Below are 21,047 nucleotides of genomic sequence, written 5' to 3' on the forward strand. Positions count from 1 at the left end.
ACTCAGTACCGGCTGATGAGGTCGGGAAGGGCGGGCCGGGGGCGGTCGTCCTGCGGACGGGCAAGCGTGCCGATATGCACGAATCCGATGATGCGCTCGGCCTCGGACAGACCCAGCGCGGCGCGGACCCGGGCATCATAAGCGTACCATTCGGTAAGCCAGGTGGCCGCATAGCCTTGGGCGTGAGCGGCGAGCAGCAGGAGCGTGCAGGCCGCGGCGCCGGAAAGCGTCTGCTCCCATTCCGGAATCTTGACGTGCGGGGCGGCCTTCGAGATGACGGCGATCACCAGCGGGGCGCGGGTGAGACGCGCCTTTTCGATGGCGACGCGCTCGGGCTCCGCCTCGGGGTTGTCGGCCATAAAGACGGCGGCGATGGCCTCACCCGCCCGACGACGTGCCTCGCCTTCGAAGAGGATGAAGCGCCAGGGGGCAAGCTTGCCGTGATCGGGCACACGCGAGGCGATCGCCAGCATCGTGTCGAGCTCGGCGGCGTTCGGCCCGGGAAAGGCGAGATCGAAAACCTTCGGGCTCTTGCGAGACTTCAGGAGATCAAGGGCAGAACCGGCGAGGGTCATAGGGTGGTTCCGTTGGTGAGCATAGGGCTGTCGAGATGGCCCCGGATACAGATGGCTTCTGAAGCGCGGTCCGATCGGATTGAGCCAATCTGATCGGGTCCTGGTCTGACTCTATGCGGCTCCGACTCCATGAAAGGAACGCGTCATCCGGCCAGCGTGTGTTGCAGGCTGGCGGGCGCGACCTCCAGATGTCAAATCCGAAGGATTGGCCGGCCTGGCCCTCGCCCTGGGTCAGCGTGTGCTGCGGCGAGATGGGAGGCGCCGATCCAGGCGGTCAGGGCGTCGGTCCTTTGCAGGGAAGAGGCATAGGGCGCAGCAGAGGCGTATTCGCGTAAAGAGGTACGTCGCCACGCACCGCGCGCGCATAAGAGCGAAGGGCGGCGGAAAAGGCGGCGACGCTTTGCTCCTGCACGTCGGGGCAATGCCACGAAGTGACACGGAGCGGGCGAGGCACTAGGCGGCATTGATTGCCGTGCGCAAGCCTTCGGCCGATTCCGCGCTTGCTGCTATGCCCCCGCGCGGTTGCCCGTGAAGCGTGCCTGACGCTCCGCTATATATAAGGTCGCCCGAACTCCCCCCGCACGCCGTTGGCAGGCGTTTTGGCATGGTGCGCCGAAAGAAGGAGTTTTCCGCGACGGCCCAGGATAGTCCGACCGTGGGGCACGCAAGGCCAGACGTTCGGGCAGGTCAGGCCTTGCCAGGTTCTGGCAAGACAGGGCTTCAGTCCACGACGGTGTGTCCGTCGTGGCGGGGTCTTCTCCCGTCTTCGGGCCTGCGTCGTGAATCGCGGTCTCGTCGCTTTACCGAAAAGCGGGTCCGTCGCTTGCGCGCGAGGTGAACAGTGATGTCGCCACCTCGCACCGTCGGCCACCGGAGACCATGATGTTGCGTAGCGCGGTCTTGCTGTCGTCTCAACGCGAGTTTTTCGGCCCTGGGAATGGCGGAGTCCCGTTGAGGGCTGAACTTGGTCTCGCGTGTGGTAGGCACGATCCCAGCGCGGCATGGCTTTGGGCGCGCTTGGAAGACGATTGATTTGCCGCGACATAGGCTCGTTCGGGGAACGATGTCTGCATGAAGCGCTCGGCCTTGCCATTGGTGCGGGCTGTGTCGCGGCGGGGGCGGATATAGCGGATGCCGCGCTCGACCAGAATCTGGCGGACGTCGTGGCTCCCGCCCGCGCGGCCATTATCGGAAATGAGACGGGCAACCCTGATGTCATGACGCACCGACGACGTGATGGCCCGGATGGCAGAAGTGTGAAGGCGCAGATCGTGAAGGTGCAGATCGTGAAGGCGCGGATCGTCTCGTTCCTCTCGTCGGCGAGCACCTCGATGGAGACAAGGCGCGAGGCATCGTCGATGGCGACATCGTCGTTAGCGACGTACGCATTTCCCGCCACGCCCCCGCCGGCAGCTCTGGCGGTGCGGTCGCCGGTGCTCCGATGGCCGATGCCGTCGATACGGCCGAGCTTCCTGGTATCGACGGGATCAGTTCGCCGGTGCTCTGCCGCAACTCTGCCACTCGCGGCGGTTTTTCGGCGGTCCTGGATAGAGGGCCCACAGGCAGCCGAGCCCGGACTCCCGCAAGGGCCGCTCCCCGGCATTGCGCCGCAGGAGCGCGCCGACGGTCGAGCGCGGCCGTGCCGCTCAGGCGCCGCCGCCAAAGTGCCTCGACGGCTGCGATCGTCGCCGACGTGATCACATGCGGCGTCCGGCTCGGCGCCGAGTCCCGGTCATGAAGCATCCGCCCGCCGCCGGCCGGGAACCGGAATAGCCACTCCAGGCCGTGCGTTCGGAAGTCCCTGCCGCTCAGCCGCCGCGACTCGCCGCCCGCCTTCAACAATCTGACCCACCAGAGGCGTCCGAGAAACATCCTCCGCGCATCTCGTGCATGTTCAAAAGGGTCGCTCCGGTCAGGCTCGGTTGGTCTAGCAACCCCCGCCTTACATCCCGGCCCGGGATGTACCCGTATAGCTGCGACAGCTAACCATGCGATATGGCCGCTCGAATCGATGTTGGGTGCGGGCGGCCCGATCGGGATGCAGGGGCACTGTCGATGGCCATGAGCGGCGTCCATCAACGAGGCAGGGGCTGCGCCTTGCTCCTGCCGGCGGCAAGGCGAGGAGCGCCGCGCCAGAGGTGACTTGAATTTGCCTCTGTTTGAAGGCACCAACGGCAGCGATGTCTCAGCTTTCTCATTCCTCTGTTCGCCGGTTCGTGTTCCGTGTTCGGCAGGCCGTTGCGCGCGGCCGGGCCGGAACGACCGGCGTCCGCCGACGCGCTGCGATTTTGGTCGTGGCCGTGCTGGCGTTTCCGGCAGGTGCCGTGGCGCGGGAGGCGATTTCCGCGCCGCCGCTGCGCCTGGCTCAGCTCTCTCCGTTCCAGTCGCCGGCCCCGGCGCTGTCGCCGTTCAACCCGTCGCAGATCCAGCCGTCGCGGGCGCTACCCTTTGTCGGCGCGCCGCCGGTTACAGTGCCCTCCGGCAGTGCCGGCCCGGCCGCCCGCATTCCCGCCACCGGACGGGCGGAGGGTGGCGACCCGCACACCATCCTGCCGCAGCCGCCGGCCGGAAAGGTGGCGATCGGGATGAGCGCCCGGTTTGGCGAGAAGGAGGGGCTGATCCCGCGAGGTCTCATCTGGCGTGTCTTTGCCGACCGGCCGGAAGCCTCCGGTGCCTATCCGCTGGTGGCGGAGGCGGCCGATCCCGCGCCTGTATTCTTCCTCTCGCCCGGCGGCTATGTGGTGCACGTGGCCTATGGCCTTGCCAGCGTGGCGCGGCGGATCGTCATTGGAGAGGAATCGCGGCGCGAGCAGCTCGTCGTTCCCGCCGGCGCCGTGACGCTGCACAGCGATGTCGCCGACAGGCCGCTTCCGGCGGAGAAGGTGACGTATGATCTCTTCGAGGGCAGCTTCCTGCAGGGGAGGGCGTCGAGCCGACCGTATTTTCGCGGTGCCGTTCCCGGCGACCTCATCATCCTGCCGGCCGGCGATTATTACGTCGTCTCGACCTATGGCGACGGCAATGCGGTGATCCAGGCCGACCTCGCCGTGGCGCCGGGCAAGGTGACGGACGCGACGCTTCACCATCGTGCCGGCGAGGTCACGTTGCGGCTGGTGAAGGGGGAGGGCGGTGAGCCGCTGCCCGAGACGCAGTGGTCGATCGGCACGCCGGGCGGCGACAGCGTGAAGGAATCGATCAACGCCGAGCCCACCTTCGTACTGGCGGAAGGTGAATACACCGCCGTCGCGCGCTTCGAGGGCAAGACCTATTCCAAGGTCTTCAATGTCGAATCCGGCAAGAACGGCTCGGTCGAGGTGCGTGTCGGCGAGCAGGTCACGCCAAGCGCGCTGGATACGCAGGACGGCAGCGGCGACTGATCGCCGGCCTTCTTCGCGCCTTATATGGTCAACGTTTTCTTAAGCGGCCGACGCGCATCATCGCCTTCGTGTTGAACCGGGCCGGGAGTGCGCGATGATCGTGCGGCAGTTTCTGGAATGGGCGCGGACCGCTCCGGAGGATGCGCGGGCCAAGGCTGTCGCCGCTTTGGCCCGGGCCTATGTGCGCCCCGAGCTGGGGGCCGCAGAGCGCGCGGAAATCGACGAGGCCCTGCCGGGGCTGGTGGCCGACCCCTCGTCCCTCGTACAGTTTCAGCTCGCCTCGGCACTCTGCCGCCACCCGCTGGTGCCCGCCGATGTCGTCCTCCAGCTGGCTCGCCTTCCGGGGCCGGCGGGTGCGCTGGTGCTGGAGCATTCGGCGGTGCTGAATGTGCGCGAACTCATCGCCATGTGTGCCGGCGGAGATGCCGGCAAGCAGGCGGCCGTCGCGCGACGGCAAGGGCTTTCGGCGCCCGTCGCGGCCCTGCTGGCGGAAATGGCGGATGTCGGCGCCGTGCTGGAACTGGTGCGAAATCGAACGGCCGACGTTCCCGGCTTCGCGCTCGGGCAGATCGTGTCGCGCTTCGGCGGCGTGCCGGAATTGCGCGAGGCGTTGCTGAGCCGCCCGGATCTTCCGGCGGCGGCGCATCAGGCGCTGATTCGCGTCGTGGCCGGGGCGCTGTCGGCCCTGGTCGAAGAGCGCCAGTGGCTCTCGCCGGCCGAGACGGCGCGGCTGACGCGCGAGGCCTGTGACCAGGCCACGGTGACGCAGGCCTCACCCCCCCAATTCACCCAGACCCGCGCGCTGGTTCAGGGCCTGCAGGCGAGGGGTGAACTGACCTCGGCACTGGTGCTGCGCTCCCTTCTGTCGGGGCAGATGCGGCTTTTCCTCGAAGCGGTGTCGTTGCTCTCGGGGATTTCGGTCGATCACGTCGCGGCGCTTGCGGCCGACCGTTCGGGCGAGGCCTTCCGCGTTCTCTATGACCGACTGGGGTTGCCGGCCGGGGCTTTCATCGCCTTCCGCACGGCGCTGCGTGTCGTCCAGTCGGAAACCTATCTGGATGAACGCGACGCCGAGCCGGGGCTTCGCCTGCGCATTCTGGATGACGTGCTCGCGGCCTATGAATTGGCTGGTGAGAGCGCACGAGGCAACCGTATCGTCGGCATGCTGCACCGTTGGCAGGGCGAGGCGCGCGAGCGATCCGAAAGGCAGACGCTCGCGGCGTGAGCGGACCTTGCTCGTAGATCTCTAGAGCACGCGCCGATCAGCTCGGATCGCACTCTAGCCGAACTGCTCCGCCAGAATGCGCTCCTCGATCGAGTGATCGCGGTCGACCAGCATGGTCATGGACGAGTTCGGATCGAGCCGGGCGCGCACGGCCACCACGTCGCGTACCTCGAAATGATCGGCCGTGGCATTCACCGGGCGTTTTTCAAACTCCATCACGGCAATGTCGACGCGAGCGCGGTCAGGCACCAGCGCCCCGCGCCAGCGACGCGGCCGGAAGGCGGAGATCGGAGTGACAGCCAGTAGCGGCGTGCCGATGGGCAGAATCGGACCCTGTGCGGAAAGGTTATAGGCGGTCGAACCCGCCGGGGTGGCCACCAATACGCCGTCGCATATCAGCTCCTCCATCCGCACCTTGCCGTCGATGGCGATGCGCAGCTTGGCGGCCTGGTAGGACTGGCGGATGAGGGACACCTCGTTGATCGCCCAGGCGCGGTGCTGGCGTCCCTTGATGTCGGTTGCTTCCATCATCAGCGGGTGAATGACCACACGCTGCGAGGCGGCGATGCGCGCGGGCAGGTCTTCCTCGCGAAAACTGTTCATGAGAAAGCCGACCGACCCGCGATTCATACCGTAGATCGGCGTTCCGCTGTCGCGGCAACGGTGCAGCGTCTGCAGCATGAAGCCATCGCCGCCAAGGGCGACGATGATCTCGGCGTCCTCCGGGGCCACCGTGCCATAGCGGGCGACCAGGCGGGCCTGTGCCTGAAGCGCGTCCGGCGCCTCGCTGGCGACGAAGGCGATTCGGGTGAAGGCCGGCACCGTGTCGGCCTCGGTGCTGCTCGAACCGGCGGGACGGGCGACTTCGTTCATGCGGACAGCCCGGTGCAAGGTGAAATGGAGAAGCCCGAAGGCCAGGAGTGCACGGCGTTGGTCACGATGGCCCGGCCCTGGCGTCGTCGAGCTGGAATCCGGTTTGTCCTCTGGGCCCGGTCAGCCGGCGCCTCGACGTCCGGCCCCGACCACCGGCGCGTCGTTCAGTCTTCGACGGCGCGCAGATAGGGTTCGACCGGCCCGACGAGCTTCACCGTCATCGGGTTGCCGGCACGGTCCTTCGCCTTGCCGACCGAGACCCGAATCCAGCCCTCGCTGACGCAATATTCCTCGACATTGGTTTTTTCAGCGCCCTTGAAGCGGATGCCGACGCCACGTTCCAGGAGCTCGGCATTGTGGAACGGGCTGCTCGGGTCGCTCGACAGGCGGTCGGGAAGAGGTTCGGACATGGGCGGGGCCTCGGCTCACTGAAACGATTGCGCGAGACATAGCCCCGCGCCGCCGGTTTTGCCAAGCCGCATCCCAGGCTGCATGCGACAGCGCATGCGGGGGACGGCGCTGTTTCGTCAGAGCACAGGACGCCAGATCGCCGGCACCATTGCGTAACCCTCGCCTTCCTTGCGGATGAAGCCGGTGGCCGGGAAGGGGTAATGATAGCCCGTGAGCTGGAGCTTTTCGGCCGCGAGCATGTCGTAGATGCGCCGGCGGGTCTGCACCGCCTTCTCGCCGTCCATGTCGAACTGCACCTGCCACTCCGGATTCGGGGCGAACAGGATCGGTGTGTTGGTGGTGTCGGACTGGACGAACAGCCGGTCATTGCCCGAGGCGAGGATGAAGGCGGTATGCCCGGGCGTGTGGCCGGCGGCGTCGACGGAGGTGAGGCCCGGGGCGACCTCCTTGTCCCATCCGTATCGGTTCACCTTGCTGTCGATGTCCTTGAACACCCGCCGCACATTCTGGAAATTTGCCTTCAGCGCTTCCGGGGCGCGGCTCATCTCGCCCTCGTCCATCCAGAACGCCCATTCCGCCTCCGGCACCAGGATTTCGGCGTTGGGAAAAGCAAGGCCGCCATCGGCAGTGCGCAGCCCGTTAATGTGGTCGCCGTGGAAATGGGAGATGACCACGGTGCCGATGTCGGCGGGCTTAACGCCGGCCCAGGCAAGATTGGCCTGGAGCCGGCCGACGGTTGCATTGCCCGGCTGCGGGCCATTGCCGGTGTCGATCAGCGTCAGCTTGCCACCATTGTTGATGAGCAGCGGATTGAACTGGATCGACATCGTGTCCTTGGGCTGGAAGGCCAATTCGAGCGCGCTGTTGACCTCCTCGCGCGAGGCGTTTCGCACGAATCCGTCGGGCAGCGGAAAGGTGCGCATGCCATCATTGACGGCCGTCACCTCGATGTCGCCGATCTTGTAGCGGTACAGGCTCGGCACCTGCTGGCCGGAGGCGGTCTGGGCCGCTGCCGACGAGGTGCCGGCGGCGAGCAGCGGCACTGTGGCTGGAAGCGCCGCCAGGCTGGCGGCACCGGCAAGCACATGGCGGCGGGACATCTTGCTCATCGCGGACTCCGTTGGTTGGCTTGCCCGTCGGGCGTGTTGCTGCACGCTAGTGGCGACGGGCGAGGTGGTCACGACGAGGGTCATCACGTTCGGGTGAGGCTAGCCGGCTCAGAACCTGTGCTTGAAGCCCAGCTCGATGCCGTCATAGGCCGGCTCGCCGTCGGTCCAGTCGCGCTCGATGAACAGCGTTACGGCCGTCTGTTCGGTTGCCCAATAGCTGATGCCGGTGGCGATCTCGGGCGTGTTGTAATCATTGGAGGTGTCGAAGGCGTTGCGGTAGCGCAGCTTCAGCGCGGTCCAGGTGAAGTGCTTGGCGATCGGGATATCGGCCGCGATGGAGAAGAAATAATAGGGGAAGCTGGTGGGGTCGTCCGACTCGATGAAGTGCTGGCCGATGCCAGCCATTCCCGTCAGGGTGAAGGCGCCGAAATCATGGGTGTAGCCGATAGAAGTGTCGATGTTGACCTTGTAGTCGGTTGTTCGCGCCGTGTCGTAATACTTGCCGTTGGCCGCAATGATGAAATGGTTGTCGAAGGTGTGGGCGACGCCGAGGCCCCAGTCGGTGCCTGTGGTGTTGCTGAAATCGTCCGGCGCGCGCTCCGTCGTCACGTTTCCGGAAAGGGTCGTGCTGCCGGCAAGGACCGGCTGCGGAATACAGAGAAGAAGACAGAAGGCAGCAAGGGTGCCGGCGCGCATGAACTGACCCCAAAGGTTTCGGTTCGGAGCGTGTGCGACATCGGAGGCCCCGGTTTATCGGGTCCTGGCAGTGGCCAACCGTGCATAGGTATGTCGAAGCCTTATGCCTTCGGCTTTTTCTTCAGCACGACATAAGCGATGGCGGCGACGAGGGTCAGCGCCACGAAGATCACGCCCACGACGTTGATCACCGGCGAGAGCCCGAAGCGCAGCCGCGAGGCAATCTCGGTGACAAGAGTCCACTCGCCTCCGATGGCGAACACCGTGGTGTTGTAGTTCTCGAACGATTGCAGGAATGCGACGACGGCGGCGGTAAAGCAGGTTGGCGCCAGGAAAGGCAGGGTGATGCGCCGGAAGACCAGTGTATGGCTGGCGCCAAGATCAAGCGCGGCCTCTTCCAGCGTGCGATCCTGACGCTGCAGCCGGGCGAGGAAGAGCAGCATGGCGTAGGACGCGATGAAGCTCGACTGCGCCATGACGGCGACGAACAGCCCGCCCGGCACGCCGAACTCACGCCAGAAAATGAGGCTGGAAATCCCGAGGATTATGCCCGGCGTCAGCACTGGCGAGACCAGCACGGAATAGAGCATCGTCCCGGAACGCTGGCCGAGGCGCGTGAGAATCAGCGCGCCCGACAGGCCAGCGGGGATCGACACCGCGATGACCCCCAGCGCCACCAGCACCGAGTTGACCAACCCCTGCAACAGTCGCTGGTCGTGCGCCAGGGCGACGAACCATTTCAGGGTGAAGCCGTGCCATTGCGTGACCGAGGGATAGTCGAAGGAATTGAACGCCGCCGCCGACATCACCGCCAGCGGCAGGAAGAGGTAGAGGACGAACAGGCCGATATAGATGTTCAGCACCAGCCGCGCGCCGGCGCTTTCCGTGGCGGTGCTCATTTCGCGATGTCCCTCAGCCCGACGCCGAACAGGCGCATCATGAGAAGGATGAAGGCGGTGCAGACGACGAGGAGCGAGACGGCATAGGCCGAACCCATGTTCCAGTTATTGCTCTCATAAAACTGTCGGTAGACCAGCTGGCTGAACCAATCGCCGCCCTGGCCGCGCGTCATGATGGCGGGCACCGAATAGGAGCCGGCGGAGAGCATGAAGGTCATGATGCAGCCCACCGCGATGCCCGGCTTGGCGTGTGGAATGATGACGCGGCGATGGATGCGGAAGGTGGAGGCCCCGAGGTCCCGCGCCGCCTCGATCTGGTTGCGGTCGAGCGTCTCCAGCGTGTTCACCATCGGGAACACCATGAACAGAACATAGGTATAGATCATCGCCAGGAAGACGGCGGAGGGATTCTCAAGGAAGGGAATCCACTCGCGGGCATCGAGATTGATGAAGCCCATCCACTGCAGCACGCCGTTGATGACGCCGCGATAGTCGAGAATCATCAGCCAGGCGTAGACGCGCAGCAATTCGTTGATAGCGTAGGGGACGATGAGCGCGACCATGAGGATGATCGCCTTGCGCGGTCCGCTGGCGAGCGCCACCACATAGGCGACCGGATAGCACACGACTAACGCCAGTGCTGTCACCAGCAGGGCATAGAAGATGGTGCGGACGAAGATGTAGAAATGCAGCCCGCTCATACGGGTGAAATTGGCCAGCCCGTAGGTTTTCGGCGGGTCTTTCTCCTGTGCTTCCAGCGTGGCGATTTCCGCCTGCTTCTCCGTAAGGCTCTGGTCGAACGCGGCCTGTTTGGCGGGATCGGTCTCGGAACTGCGGTCCAGTTCGATCAGCGAAATGTCGTTATAGAGCCGGTCGATGGTGAGCGAGATGTCGCCCTTGGCCTCGCGCCACCACAGCGACTGCTCGACCATCGCCCCGAGCGGCACGAGAATCAGCACGAGAATCCACGCCACCGCGATGCCGGCGATGAGGGAGGCGAGGGGGCGGCCATAGGCGCGGGAAAGGCTACCCATGGGCCAGCGCTCCCATGGGATAGACCAGCGCGTCGTCGACGCCGAAAGACAGGGTCAGTTCCTCCGGCAGTTCGCGGACGGCGGGGCCGTTCGGCACCGTCACGGTGAGCGTCTGGCCGGCCGCGGCGCAGTGGAGATGCACCGACGGCCCCTCTAGATTGCGCGCGGCGAGGCGGGCGGCAACGGTGTTCACGCCGCCGGGGCCGAGCACGATGCGCTCGGGGCGAACCATGAGCAGCGCCTCTTCGCCCAGCCGGATCGGCCCTTTCACCCGTCCTTCGATCCGCCCGATCGGGGTGTCGAGCGCGGCCAGCGAATCCGCCAGGCTCGTCACCGTGCCGCGCAGCACGTTCTGCTCGCCGACAAAGGTGGCGACGAAGGGCGTTGCCGGTTCGGCATAGAGCGTGTCGGCGTCCGCGACCTGTTCGAGCCTGCCGCGGCTCATCACCGCCACGCGGTCGGACATGGCGAGCGCCTCGCCCTGGTCGTGGGTGATGTAGATGAAGGTGATGCCCACGCGCTTCTGGATCGCGCGCAACTCGCTGCGCATGTGCTGGCGCAGCTTGAGGTCGAGAGCGGAGAGCGGCTCGTCGAGCAGCAGAACGGCGGGCTCGACCGCCAGCGCCCGGGCAATGGCGACGCGCTGGCGCTGGCCGCCGGAGAGGTCTGCCGGCCGCTTGTCGCCATAACCGTTCAGCGCGACCAGTTCGAGCAGTTCCTCCGCGCGTTTCAGCCGCTCGGCCTTGCGCATGCCACGCGCTTCCAACCCGAAGGCGACGTTCTCGGCCACGCTCATCAGCGGGAAGAGCGCAAGGTTCTGGAAGATCAGCGCCGTGGGCCGCTCATTGGGACCCTTGCCGGCCATGTCCTCGCCGCCGATCAGCACGCGGCCTTCGGTCGGCTCGATGAAGCCGGAAATGGTGCGCAGCAGCGTGGTCTTGCCGCAACCGGAGGGGCCGAGGATGGAAAAGAACTCGCCGGCATGGATGGCGAGGTCGGTCGGTTGAACGGCAGTCGAATCGCCGAAGCGGATCGACACCTGATCGAGACGCACGTCCTTGCCGCGCATGGGGGGTCCATCAGCCATGAGGTGGGCCGTCCACGTCCTCGGAGGCCATCCGCGAGACGGGCGAGCATCCCCGGGACACGCCCGGGGATGGGTTTTGTCGGGAAGAGATGGCGGGATCAGCTGTTGGTCAGCTTCTCGACATACTCGCCGCGCAGCTTGGCGTAGAAGTCGGTCTGCATCGGCCACCAGAACAGATTGTCGATGGTGCCGGCCGGGTAGGCCGCATCGAAGGCTGCCCGGGCTTCCTCGGAGAGGAACTGTTGGGCGCCGGTCGCGCAACTGTTGTAGCCGGTGGTGTTGGCGAAGCGCGCGCCGACTTCCGGCTGATAAAGGAAGTTGGCGAAGGCGTAGGCCTGCTCGACATTCTCGGCGCCGGCGGGGATGCCGAGCGTGTCGGTCCAGGCGAGGCCGCCTTCCTTGGGCATGCCATAGCTCCACTTCTTGTCGGTGTTGCGGTGGAGCAGGATGCCGGTCGTGTCCCAGGTCTGGCCGATGGTGCAGCCGGCGTCGGTGAAGGCGGCGGTGGCTTCGGTGGCGTTGTTCCAGTAGGCGCCGATATTACCCTTATGGGCGAGGATGTACTTCAGCACGCCCTCGAAGACGCGGCGCGAATCGGCCTCGGACTTGTAGAGGTCCATGCCGCGATCGGACTTCAGCTCGCCGGTGGCATCGAGATAGAGCGCCACGCCGTTGAAGACCGACTTCTGGCGGATGGCGGTCTGCTTCGGGTGGTCGGCCAGCCACATGTCGCCATAGGATATGTCGCCGGACTTCTTGCCGGGGAACTTGCTCGAATCCCACGTCATGCCCTCGGTGCCCCAGTCGAACGGCACCAGGTAGCGCTTGCCGCGATAGGCGGCGCCGAGCTTGAGCGAGTTGCGGTAGATCGAGGGGATGACCAGCGCGCTCTTGAACTTGGCTTCGTCGATCGGCTGGAGGAGGTTGTCCTTGTAGTAGTTCGGCCCGGTGTCGACGGACGGGAAGATGATGTCGAAGCCCTTGCCGCCGGCGGCGCGCAGCTTGTTCTCGCATTCCTCGTTGGAACCGTAGGTGGACAGGTTCACCTTCACGCCGGTGGCGTTGGTGAAATCGGCCAGCAGCGTGTTCTTGTCGAAATAGTCGCCCCACGCATAGACATTGATCGAGCCGGAGGTGGCGAGCGCGTCGTTCGCGCGCAGCACCGCAGGCGCGGCGAGCGCGAAGGCGCCGGCCTTCATCAGGTCACGACGAGAAAAGCGGGTCATCAGTACCTCCCATTGCCCCCGGTGGGCGAAACGGCGTCCGCTCTAGTTCGGGGCGATGAAGTGACGATGACACGGTACATCTGCGTGAGAAAGTCGCTGTCGCACGCGAACAGTCGCTTGTCGGATTTGTTCAGCGCCACGAGGGGTGGCGGCGTCAAAACGAGGCCCGGCAGCTCTTCAAGGGTGCGACAATCTGTCATGTCGGAGTAGGGTAGCTTTGGGGCGCGCCTGCCTTAGTTTCTGCGCACCCGTTGATCCGGGCCCCTCTGACGCGAGCCGCCGGCGTTCGCGTGATGTCGGATCGCTTCCCGACGTCGCGCCGGCAGGACTATGTGCAGATGAACTCGATACCCCCTTCAACACGATCCAAAGTGCCTCTTCGTGCGTTAATGCGCCGCGAAGGCGTTGCTGCGCCGACCCGTCTCTTGGCGATTTCTGGGGAGTGATCCGGTGGACTATTTGATGGAACTAGCTGCCAGCCCGGCAGCCTGGGCGGCGCTGATTACCCTGATCGCGATGGAAGTCGTGCTCGGTATCGACAACCTGCTGTTTATTTCGATTTTGACCAACAAACTGCCCGAGGACATCCGTCCGCGCGCCCGTCGAATTGGCATCGGGCTGGCGCTGGTGATGCGCCTTGGCCTGCTCAGCACCATCGCCATCATCGTCACGCTGGTGGAGCCGGTGTTTTCGGTGTTCGGCCATCCGTTCTCGTGGCGCGACCTCATCCTGATCGCCGGCGGTCTCTTCCTCGTGTGGAAGGCGACCAAGGAGATCCATCACAGCATGGCGCCGCATGACGAGCAGGAAGCGTCGCTTGGCGGCACGCTGCAGATCAGCTTCAGCGCTGCGATCGTGCAGATCCTGATTCTCGACCTCGTCTTCTCGGTCGACAGCATCATTACCGCCGTCGGCATGACGGAGCACATTCCGATCATGGTGATCGCGGTCGTGTTCGCGGTGCTGACCATGCTGTTCGCGGCCGGTCCGCTGGCGAACTTCATCAACCGCAACCCGTCCATCGTGATGCTGGCGCTCGGCTTCCTGCTGCTGATCGGCACCACGCTGATCGCCGAAGGCTTCGGCGCCCATGTCTCGAAGGGCTATATCTACGCGGCGATGGCGTTCTCGGCGCTGGTCGAGGGCCTGAACATGGCCCAGCGCAAGCGCCGTCCGTCACCTGTCGGTCAGGCGATGGCGGGCAACCCCCACCCCGCGCCGGATGCCAAGCCCGCTGAAAGCGCGACGTAAGCGCCGGAAGGAAACACCGGCGGCGTGGGATCAGGCACCCCGCGCCGCCGGACGATGCTATGATCCAGGCTCCCTCCCTCGAAGGAGCCTGGACAATGGCGGACACAAGCGACCCGCATGCCCCTTCCGACGGCGCGCCAGACGTGCCCGCCGACAGCAAGCTCACCCGCACCAAGCGCGCCTGGGCGCGACAGGGGAAGTTCCTCACCGGCCGGATAACCCGCCCGGAAGAGCAGCGGCTTCCTCCCGGCCAGCATCTTGTGCGCGACTGGCCCGTGCTCGACCTCGGCACGCAGCCGCGTATCGCGCTCGACCACTGGCGGCTCGACGTGACGGGCGAGGTGGAGCATCCCGTCTCCTGGGACTGGGCGACGTTCAAGGCCCAGAAGCAAACGCAGGAAACCACCGACATCCACTGCGTAACCACCTGGTCGCGCTACGATAATCGCTGGGAAGGACTTGCCACGCGCGACCTGCTTGATGTGGTGATGCCGCGCGAGAATGCGCGCTTCGTCCTGCTCCACTCCTATGATGGCTATGTCACCAATCTCGCCCTGGAAGATTTCGCCGCTGAGGACGCGCTCATCGTCCATAGCTGGGAGGATAAGCCGCTCACCATCGAGCATGGCGGTCCGGCGCGGCTGATGGTGCCGCACCTGTATTTCTGGAAGAGCGCCAAGTGGTTGAAAAAGATCGAGTTTGTCGTCGCCGACAAGCGCGGCTTCTGGGAGGAGAACGGCTACCATAACCACGCCGACCCGTGGAAAGAGGAGCGCTACTCCGACGAGGAGTGAGCCCGCGCTGGGCCTGAGCGCCAGGCTCAGAAGCGCCAAGCTTGGAAGCGGCGCGGCAAGCCGGCGTCGCTGCAGCCGCTGCTGCATCATCAAGCTGCAGACCAGCGTGCAGCCGAGAGAGGCGCTGGTGCCGGCGGAGAGGATCGAACTCCCGACCTTCGGTTTACAAAACCGCTGCACTACCGCTGTGCTACGCCGGCAAGACCAGTCGGCGCCGACCCGCCCCATATCCGGGACGGGGACGGCGTCCGTGCCTCTTCTGCCGCCCCGGCATTCACGCCGGCAGCGACAACGTTCTATTCGCCGATGACCATCGCCCGGTCAAGACGGGCGTGTGGCGCGGCCTCTCCCGTTCGGCTCAGCGCGGGGCGCTGAAGCTTGTCATCTTGCCGCCACGGAAACGGCACTCGACGTTCCAGAAGCCCGGCTTTGCGCCGGGCTTCACCACGTTGAAGGACAGCGACACCACTTTCTCGCGACCGGGAACCACAATCTTGGCGGCCAGCTTCACGATCGGATAGGTCGGCGCCGCACGAGCGGCCTTTTCGCAGTAGGAGAGGGCGTCCCGGTCCGACACCTCGTTGGGGATGGGGCGCGGGTCCGGCTGCCAGGGTTGGGGCGGCGCCGGATAAGGATAGGGCGGCGGGGCGGGACGATTCTGGTTCAGCGTCACGCGGCAATCGGCATAGGCCCGCGTGCCCGGCGCCAGGCCCCAGGACCGGCATTTGGCGTCATCGGCCTGATCCGGGTTCGGATAGCCCGGGGCGTAGGGCGGCGGGTACTGGGCGAATGCCGGTGCCGCTGTGATCAGCAGCGCCGCTACGGCTGAAAGCAGATGTCGCAAGATCGTCGGCCCCCGTGAGATGTCCCTTGCCTGAGGCGCTCCGGGGCGACTGTCAAGCGGCGGGGCGACTATCGTCGCAAGGTGACGGGCGATCTGGTCGATCCCTGCGCTACAGGCCGCCACCCCGGCCGCGATTGCTGCTGGGCGCACGAGATTCGATGGCGGTGCGTGCGCCGCGACAGACCGCGCGGCGGTCGATTTGCCTGCGAAATGAAGGGTCTAGGGACGTGCGGGGCAGCGGCATTGCCGTGACGTAGGGGTATCGGAGGGTTAACCCGGTCGAACGGGTAAGCCGGTGTGATGGCTGGACATCTGCCAAAGACCGGGTTGTCCCGCGAAACCAAGCAAAATACGCCATTGCGCCGAACGCTGCCTTCTGCGAGACGATTCCGCGGGGATTTTCTTTCTGAAGTGCGTGCCGAGCCCCTCCCGGTGGTATCATCGGAGAGCACGCCATTTGGGAGGCTGGAAACATGAAGGCATTTTGGGTCGGACTGGCGGCTCTGCTGCTGGCCGGCATGGCCGGCAGCGCGTCGGCACAAACGATGAGCTACGCTGAGGCTGGTGCGCTGATCGCCAGGAGCTGCGGCCCGTCGATCGAGAAGTTCTGCGCGAAGGTAAACATCGGCTCCGGTCAGGTTCAGCAGTGCCTGATGCAGAACAAGGATAAAGTTCCCGCCCAGTGCTTCACCGACTATGCGGCGGCGGTAGCTTCGCTGACCAAGCGTGATGCCGCGCAGGACAGTGCCTTCAACATCTGCAACGCAGACATCCGCCAGTTCTGCCCGGGCGTGAAGCCTGGCGATGCGCGCATCCTCGATTGTCTCATCACGTCGAGCAAGGTTGTCCGCGGTACCTGCAAGCAGGTGCTCGTCGACGCCGGCTGGCAATGACGCGCCGCAACCACGCCCCATCGGAGAGATGAGACCATGACCCGCATCATCGCCCGCGCCGCGCGAAGCGCCCGGTATGCCGCTTTCGCCGCGATGCTCGCATTGCCGTTCGCCGTCACGCCTGCGGCTGCGCAGACGAACCTCAGCAACCAGCAGATATTGCAGGGCCTGACCGCGACGACCGACGAAGAGCCGACTGTCACCGCCCAAATACTCCGCCAGATGGCCGAGCAGGCTGTGGCGCAGAACGTTCCGCTCAACCTCAACAAGTCCGAGGTCGCCGCCCAGCTCTTCAAGCTGGCGCAGATCACGGTTCAGATCCAGTTCGCGCTGAACTCCGACATCATCCGTCCGGAATCCTATTCGACGATCGGCGCGATCTCCGATGCGCTGCACCACCCGATCTTGTTCAACTATCATTTCCTGATCGTCGGTAACACCGACACCACCGGCACGCGCGCGCACAACCTGCAGCTCAGTCAGGCCCGCGCGGATGCGGTGAGACAGGCGCTTGTGACGGTGTTCGGCGTCGATCCGAGCCGCCTGGAAGCGGTCGGTCTTGGGCAGGAAGTCCTGCAGACCCCGAACGACCCGACCAACCCGGTCAATCGCCGTGTGCAGCTGTTCAACATCGGCCTTGAGTGAGGCGACGGCGGTTTCCCACCGTCGATCTTTCTGGTTATAGCGACGACCGGGCGCCCGGGGTGCCCGGTCTTTTTTTGTTTTCCAGCACCGGAACGAGTTCGTCCCATGAGCATCAAGAGAATCGAAGTCGGCCCGCGCATGAGCGAGGCCGTGATCCACGGGTCGGTCGTGTATCTCGCCGGCCAGGTCGCCAAGGGCGACGGCGTGACGGCGCAGACGCAGGCCGTGCTCGACCAGATCGACGCGCTGCTGGCGCAGGCCGGCACCGACAAGACCAAGCTGCTGACCGCCACCATCTACCTCGCCGACATCGCCACGTTCGGCGAGATGAACGTGGTGTGGGACAAATGGGTGTCCGCCGGCAACACGCCGGCCCGCGCCACCGTCGAGGCGGCCCTGGCGACGCCGGAATACAAGGTCGAGATCGTCGTCGCGGCGGCGATCTGAGCATTCGGTTTCACGCACCGCGATAAAAAAGGCCCCGTCGTGAGACGGGGCCTTTTCATGTCAGGCGCCGTCCCGAAGGAGGAGCCATTGCGCGTGCCGGCCCCATCGCGGAGACGGGGCCGGGCAGGGCATCAGTGCCAGTTGTCGAGGTCGCGCTTGTTGGTCTCCGGCGCCAGCACGAGGCCGATGACGAAGGTCGCGAGGGCCACGATGATCGGGTACCAGAGGCCGTAATAGATATCGCCGGTGGCCGCCACCATGGCGAAGGCCGTGGTGGGCAGGAAGCCGCCAAACCAGCCATTGCCGATGTGGTAGGGCAGCGACATGGCGGTGTAGCGGATGCGGGTCGGGAACAGTTCGACCAGCCACGCCGCGATCGGGCCGTACACCATCGTCACGAACAGCACGAGGATCGTGAGCAGCACGATCACCATCGGCGTGTTGATCTCCGCCGGGTTGGCCGCGGCGGGGTAGCCGGCGGTGCGGATGGCCTGCGTGATGCTGGCTGTGAAGGCATCGGACTGGGCCTTGAACGCAGCCGGGTCGAGCCCGACGCCGCTGACCGAGTTGATCACCGTTTCGCCGATCTTGACGCTGGCGACCGTGCCGGCCGGAGCGGCCTCGTTGGAGTAGTTCACCGAGTTGCGCGCCAGGAAGGACTTGGCGACGTCGCACGAGCTGACGAACTTGGCCGTGCCCACCGGGTTGAACTGGAACGAGCACTCGGAAGGATCGGCAACGACGGTGACAGGCGAGGTGGCCTGCGCCCGCTCAAGCGCCGGGTTGGCATAGTGGGTGATGGCGGCAAAGATCGGGAAATAGGTCAGCGCCGCGATGAGGCAGCCGCCAAGGATGATCGGCTTGCGGCCGATCTTGTCGGACAGCCAGCCGAACACGATGAAGAACGGCGTGCCGATAAGGAGCGACACCGCAATCAGCACGTTGGCCGTCCAGCCGTCGACCTTCAGCGTCTGGGTGAGGAAGAACAGCGCGTAGAACTGGCCCGTGTACCACACCACGGCCTGGCCGGCGGTGCCGCCGAACAGCGCGATGAGGCCGACCTTGGCGTTCTCCCAGCGCCCGAAGGCTTCGGTGAGCGGCGCCTTGGAGGTCTTGCCCTCTTCCTTCATCTTCTTGAAGACGGGCGATTCGTTCAGCGTCAGGCGGATCCAGACGGAGACCGCGAGCAGGATGATCGAGACCAGGAACGGAATGCGCCAGCCCCAGTCGGCGAAGGCCGCCTCGCCGAGATAGGTACGGGTGCCGAGGATGACGAGCAGCGACAGGAACAGGCCGAGCGTGGCCGTGGTCTGGATCCACGAGGTGTAGAAGCCGCGGCGCCCATTGGGCGCATGCTCGGCGACATAAGTGGCGGCGCCGCCATATTCACCGCCCAGCGCAAGGCCCTGGAACAGGCGGAGAATGATGAGGATGACCGGCGCGGCGATGCCCCAGCTGGCGTAATTGGGCAGGATGCCGACGACGAAGGTCGAGGCGCCCATCAGCAGGATGGTGATGAGGAAGGTGTATTTGCGGCCGACGAGATCGCCCAGCCGGCCGAAGAAGATGGCGCCGAACGGACGCACCGCGAAGCCGGCGGCGAAGGCCATGAGCGCGAAGATGAAGGCGGCTGTCGGGTTCACGCCCGAGAAGAACTGCGCGGCGATGATCGCCGAAAGCGAGCCGTACAGATAGAAATCGTACCACTCGAACACTGTGCCGAGCGAGGAGGCGAAGATGACCTTCCGCTCTTCTCGGGTCATGGGAGCGGTCTTTCCGACCGGCCCCGTGGTAGATACGCTCATGTGTTTCCCTTCCCCAAAGTTATGTCGCGCCAATGCAGAGACGTGCGACGCCGATCGCACGCGCAAAAAAAGACCAGCTCGCGAGAGCCGCCCGTTGTGATGGCCGAGTTTGGGAGTCCCTGCGGGGAACGCCTTACGCTCGGGCTGTCTCCTCCCGGAGGCGGCCCGCCACGATGGATGCGGCGCCTTTCCCCGGTGTCATGGCGCGCGGAACTCTCTGATTCCGTCGCATGCCTCAGGGGAGAGTGGCGAAACTGGGACGGTTTGACGATTGGCAATTGGTCGTAAACTGCCGCAATGCTGCATTGCGGTAGAAAAACCCGCCATCGCCAAGTAAAGCGTAAGGATCAGGTTCGCGAGCCGATGGCCCGCCGGGCGATGTGGAGCGCGAGCACGGCGGCGTTCGACACGTTCAGGCTGACGATGGCGCCGGGAAGATCAATCCGCGCCAGCGTGTCGCAGGTCTGGCGGGTGAGGTGGCGCAGGCCCTTGCCCTCCGCGCCCAGAACCAGCGCGGTCGGCGCGGTGAGCCGCGTGTCGACGAGGTCGGCCTTACCTTCGCTGTCGAGCCCGACGACGAGCACGCCGTTCTGCTTCAGTTCGTCCAGAGCCCGGGCGAGGTTGCCGACGAAGCAGAAGGGCACGTGCTCCAGCCCGCCGCTGGCGCTCTTGGCCAGCACGCCGGTGGCGGCCGGGCTGTGACGCGCCGTGGTGACGATGGCGCCGACCTTCAGCGCCGCCGCCGAGCGCACGATGGCGCCGACATTATGCGGATCGGTGATCTGGTCGAGCACCAGCAGAAGATCGCACTCCGCCGCCTCGGCCAGGCTGAGCGAGGGGAGGGGATCGCATTCGGCGAGCATTCCCTGATGCACCGCATCGGGGTCGAGCAGCCGGTCGATCTCGCCAGGGCGGACGATTTCGGGAGCGATGCGGTGGGGTATCGCTTCCTCTTCCAGCCGGCGCGCGGCGTTTTCCGTCACCATCAACCGGCGCAGCTTGCGGCGCGGGTTGCGCAGCGCCTCGACCACGCTGTGCCAGCCATACAGAATCGCCACGTCGTCCGGCCACGCGCCGAAGGGGCGCCCGGCGGGGCGGGGGCGTTGCTGGCGGGGGCGTCCGGCGGAGGGCTTGGGACGGCCGGGCGGACGGCTGGGACGATCGTTCATGCGCGCGTTCTGTCATGGCGCGGGCGGCTTGGCAATTTGCCCGTGGCACCCGCCTGATCCACAGGTGAAGAGCCGCGCGGCGCGTGCGGGGTTGACAGGGCACGGGCACCTCACCATAAAGCCGGCCGCACGGGAGCCGCGCATCGCGCCGGTTTTTCCGTCAGGTCGACAGGCCGGTGCATGTGACGCACCGCAGTTCGGCTGACGTGCGAGGGGGAGTGTCCCGAGCGGCAAAGGGGGCGGACTGTAAATCCGCTGGCTATGCCTTCGTAGGTTCGAGTCCTACCTCCCCCACCACGTCGCCTTCCGCTAGAATGCGCCGACCCTCGCGGGTGTAGCTCAATGGTAGAGCAACAGCCTTCCAAGCTGATGACGAGGGTTCGATTCCCTTCACCCGCTCCACTTTTCCCGAACAGTCCCCATATAGGCGTCGGCGCGGTCCTTTCGCAGGACGGCTGACACCCCCCGAGGGCTGAGCGTTATCCCCGTCCCTGCAGAGGCCGCACAACGCGGCACTTGCGGAAACTCTGGAAACCGCCTATCCCACGGCCCGATTTTTCGCGGCCCGCGTGTCGCTGAAGGAAACGAGATATGGCCAAAGAGAAGTTCAACCGTTCGAAGCCTCACTGCAACATCGGGACGATTGGCCATGTTGACCATGGCAAGACGTCTCTGACGGCTGCGATC

The 21,047-nt window shown here is 65.5% G+C and carries 20 protein-coding genes and 3 tRNA genes; 10 read left to right on the plus strand and 13 right to left on the minus strand.

Annotated elements, in window-relative coordinates; genetic code table 11:
* Positions 1-2 precede the first annotated feature (2 nt).
* Complete coding sequence (locus EV667_RS09195) at positions 3-575, minus strand: nitroreductase family protein (protein WP_131834925.1); 573 nt, start codon at positions 573-575, stop codon at positions 3-5.
* A 2,294-nt stretch (positions 576-2,869) separates the two neighbouring features.
* Here EV667_RS09195 and EV667_RS09205 point away from each other — a divergent pair.
* Together EV667_RS09205 and EV667_RS09210 are read left to right on the plus strand one after the other, a co-directional pair.
* Complete coding sequence (locus tag EV667_RS09205; RefSeq protein ID WP_245516050.1) at positions 2,870-3,952, plus strand: hypothetical protein; 1,083 nt, start codon at positions 2,870-2,872, stop codon at positions 3,950-3,952.
* Positions 3,953-4,046: 94 nt separating this feature from the next.
* Positions 4,047-5,177 (plus strand): DUF2336 domain-containing protein, encoded by a 1,131-nt coding sequence (locus EV667_RS09210; RefSeq protein WP_131834926.1) that lies wholly within the window; start codon positions 4,047-4,049, stop codon positions 5,175-5,177.
* Positions 5,178-5,231: 54 nt separating this feature from the next.
* Here EV667_RS09210 and EV667_RS09215 read toward each other — a convergent pair whose 3' ends face one another.
* From EV667_RS09215 to EV667_RS09250, 8 genes are all read right to left on the minus strand, one after another.
* Positions 5,232-6,050: an NAD kinase gene (locus tag EV667_RS09215; protein WP_131834927.1), complete on the minus strand. Its 819-nt coding sequence runs from the start codon at positions 6,048-6,050 to the stop codon at positions 5,232-5,234.
* A 164-nt stretch (positions 6,051-6,214) separates the two neighbouring features.
* Positions 6,215-6,460: a DUF3297 family protein gene (locus EV667_RS09220; protein WP_131834928.1), complete on the minus strand. Its 246-nt coding sequence runs from the start codon at positions 6,458-6,460 to the stop codon at positions 6,215-6,217.
* A gap of 117 nt (positions 6,461-6,577) precedes the next feature.
* The gene (locus tag EV667_RS09225; protein WP_131834929.1) at positions 6,578-7,570 is read right to left on the minus strand and encodes an MBL fold metallo-hydrolase; all 993 of its coding nucleotides are present in this window, start codon (positions 7,568-7,570) and stop codon (positions 6,578-6,580) included.
* A 108-nt stretch (positions 7,571-7,678) separates the two neighbouring features.
* Complete coding sequence (locus EV667_RS09230) at positions 7,679-8,266, minus strand: hypothetical protein (RefSeq protein ID WP_131834930.1); 588 nt, start codon at positions 8,264-8,266, stop codon at positions 7,679-7,681.
* Positions 8,267-8,367: 101 nt separating this feature from the next.
* Positions 8,368-9,165: an ABC transporter permease gene (locus tag EV667_RS09235; protein WP_131834931.1), complete on the minus strand. Its 798-nt coding sequence runs from the start codon at positions 9,163-9,165 to the stop codon at positions 8,368-8,370.
* Positions 9,162-10,199 (minus strand): ABC transporter permease, encoded by a 1,038-nt coding sequence (locus EV667_RS09240; protein ID WP_131834932.1) that lies wholly within the window; start codon positions 10,197-10,199, stop codon positions 9,162-9,164. The genes EV667_RS09235 and EV667_RS09240 overlap by 4 nt, the downstream gene beginning before the upstream one ends.
* A complete protein-coding gene (locus tag EV667_RS09245; protein ID WP_131835097.1) occupies positions 10,192-11,268 on the minus strand; it encodes an ABC transporter ATP-binding protein in 1,077 nt (358 codons plus the stop codon). The genes EV667_RS09240 and EV667_RS09245 overlap by 8 nt, the downstream gene beginning before the upstream one ends.
* A gap of 116 nt (positions 11,269-11,384) precedes the next feature.
* Positions 11,385-12,512 (minus strand): extracellular solute-binding protein, encoded by a 1,128-nt coding sequence (locus EV667_RS09250; RefSeq protein ID WP_245516051.1) that lies wholly within the window; start codon positions 12,510-12,512, stop codon positions 11,385-11,387.
* Between the two features lie 450 nt (positions 12,513-12,962).
* Between EV667_RS09250 and EV667_RS09255 the strand changes: the two genes are divergently transcribed.
* Entirely contained in the window at positions 12,963-13,763 is an 801-nt protein-coding gene (locus tag EV667_RS09255) for a TerC family protein (RefSeq protein ID WP_131834933.1), read from the plus strand.
* A 95-nt stretch (positions 13,764-13,858) separates the two neighbouring features.
* On the plus strand, positions 13,859-14,557 hold the full coding sequence (locus EV667_RS09260) for a sulfite oxidase-like oxidoreductase (RefSeq protein WP_131834934.1): 699 nt from the start codon (positions 13,859-13,861) through the stop codon (positions 14,555-14,557).
* A 125-nt stretch (positions 14,558-14,682) separates the two neighbouring features.
* Here the strand turns inward: EV667_RS09260 and EV667_RS09265 are convergent.
* Positions 14,683-14,757: transfer RNA gene (locus tag EV667_RS09265), tRNA-Thr, on the minus strand.
* A 158-nt stretch (positions 14,758-14,915) separates the two neighbouring features.
* Positions 14,916-15,401, minus strand: coding sequence for a hypothetical protein (locus EV667_RS22870; RefSeq protein WP_245516052.1), 486 nt, complete (start codon positions 15,399-15,401; stop codon positions 14,916-14,918).
* A 473-nt stretch (positions 15,402-15,874) separates the two neighbouring features.
* Between EV667_RS22870 and EV667_RS09275 the strand changes: the two genes are divergently transcribed.
* From EV667_RS09275 to EV667_RS09285, 3 genes are all read left to right on the plus strand, one after another.
* Positions 15,875-16,294 (plus strand): cysteine rich repeat-containing protein, encoded by a 420-nt coding sequence (locus tag EV667_RS09275; protein ID WP_131834935.1) that lies wholly within the window; start codon positions 15,875-15,877, stop codon positions 16,292-16,294.
* A gap of 36 nt (positions 16,295-16,330) precedes the next feature.
* Complete coding sequence (locus EV667_RS09280) at positions 16,331-16,939, plus strand: OmpA family protein (RefSeq protein WP_131834936.1); 609 nt, start codon at positions 16,331-16,333, stop codon at positions 16,937-16,939.
* A gap of 105 nt (positions 16,940-17,044) precedes the next feature.
* The gene (locus EV667_RS09285) at positions 17,045-17,386 is read left to right on the plus strand and encodes a RidA family protein (protein WP_131834937.1); all 342 of its coding nucleotides are present in this window, start codon (positions 17,045-17,047) and stop codon (positions 17,384-17,386) included.
* A gap of 131 nt (positions 17,387-17,517) precedes the next feature.
* Here EV667_RS09285 and EV667_RS09290 read toward each other — a convergent pair whose 3' ends face one another.
* Together EV667_RS09290 and rlmB are read right to left on the minus strand one after the other, a co-directional pair.
* Positions 17,518-19,149 (minus strand): MFS transporter, encoded by a 1,632-nt coding sequence (locus EV667_RS09290; RefSeq protein ID WP_131834938.1) that lies wholly within the window; start codon positions 19,147-19,149, stop codon positions 17,518-17,520.
* Between the two features lie 389 nt (positions 19,150-19,538).
* Complete coding sequence (gene rlmB, locus EV667_RS09295; protein WP_207907696.1) at positions 19,539-20,360, minus strand: 23S rRNA (guanosine(2251)-2'-O)-methyltransferase RlmB; 822 nt, start codon at positions 20,358-20,360, stop codon at positions 19,539-19,541.
* 212 nt (positions 20,361-20,572) lie between these two features.
* On the opposite strand from rlmB, the gene EV667_RS09300 reads away from it, so the two are divergent.
* From EV667_RS09300 to EV667_RS09310, 3 genes are all read left to right on the plus strand, one after another.
* Positions 20,573-20,657, plus strand: a tRNA-Tyr gene (locus EV667_RS09300).
* Between the two features lie 31 nt (positions 20,658-20,688).
* Positions 20,689-20,762: transfer RNA gene (locus tag EV667_RS09305), tRNA-Gly, on the plus strand.
* A gap of 189 nt (positions 20,763-20,951) precedes the next feature.
* Positions 20,952-21,047, plus strand: a 96-nt coding sequence (locus EV667_RS09310) for a GTP-binding protein (protein WP_244518008.1), incomplete at its 3' end; no start/stop codon positions are given.

The organism is Ancylobacter aquaticus (assembly GCF_004339465.1).
In the GTDB taxonomy this organism is placed as follows: Bacteria; Pseudomonadota; Alphaproteobacteria; order Rhizobiales; family Xanthobacteraceae; genus Ancylobacter; species Ancylobacter aquaticus.

Coding starts and splice junctions, on each gene's coding strand:
- EV667_RS09195 (WP_131834925.1), bottom strand. CDS start 575: ATGACCCTCGCCGGTTCTGCCCTTGATCTCCTGAAGTCTCGCAAGAGC.
- EV667_RS09210 (WP_131834926.1), top strand. CDS start 4,047: ATGATCGTGCGGCAGTTTCTGGAATGGGCGCGGACCGCTCCGGAGGAT.
- EV667_RS09215 (WP_131834927.1), bottom strand. CDS start 6,050: ATGAACGAAGTCGCCCGTCCCGCCGGTTCGAGCAGCACCGAGGCCGAC.
- EV667_RS09220 (WP_131834928.1), bottom strand. CDS start 6,460: ATGTCCGAACCTCTTCCCGACCGCCTGTCGAGCGACCCGAGCAGCCCG.
- EV667_RS09225 (WP_131834929.1), bottom strand. CDS start 7,570: ATGAGCAAGATGTCCCGCCGCCATGTGCTTGCCGGTGCCGCCAGCCTG.
- EV667_RS09230 (WP_131834930.1), bottom strand. CDS start 8,266: ATGCGCGCCGGCACCCTTGCTGCCTTCTGTCTTCTTCTCTGTATTCCG.
- EV667_RS09235 (WP_131834931.1), bottom strand. CDS start 9,165: ATGAGCACCGCCACGGAAAGCGCCGGCGCGCGGCTGGTGCTGAACATC.
- EV667_RS09240 (WP_131834932.1), bottom strand. CDS start 10,199: ATGGGTAGCCTTTCCCGCGCCTATGGCCGCCCCCTCGCCTCCCTCATC.
- EV667_RS09245 (WP_131835097.1), bottom strand. CDS start 11,268: ATGCGCGGCAAGGACGTGCGTCTCGATCAGGTGTCGATCCGCTTCGGC.
- EV667_RS09250 (WP_245516051.1), bottom strand. CDS start 12,512: ATGACCCGCTTTTCTCGTCGTGACCTGATGAAGGCCGGCGCCTTCGCG.
- EV667_RS09260 (WP_131834934.1), top strand. CDS start 13,859: ATGGCGGACACAAGCGACCCGCATGCCCCTTCCGACGGCGCGCCAGAC.
- EV667_RS09275 (WP_131834935.1), top strand. CDS start 15,875: ATGAAGGCATTTTGGGTCGGACTGGCGGCTCTGCTGCTGGCCGGCATG.
- EV667_RS09280 (WP_131834936.1), top strand. CDS start 16,331: ATGACCCGCATCATCGCCCGCGCCGCGCGAAGCGCCCGGTATGCCGCT.
- EV667_RS09285 (WP_131834937.1), top strand. CDS start 17,045: ATGAGCATCAAGAGAATCGAAGTCGGCCCGCGCATGAGCGAGGCCGTG.
- EV667_RS09290 (WP_131834938.1), bottom strand. CDS start 19,149: ATGACCCGAGAAGAGCGGAAGGTCATCTTCGCCTCCTCGCTCGGCACA.
- rlmB (WP_207907696.1), bottom strand. CDS start 20,360: ATGAACGATCGTCCCAGCCGTCCGCCCGGCCGTCCCAAGCCCTCCGCC.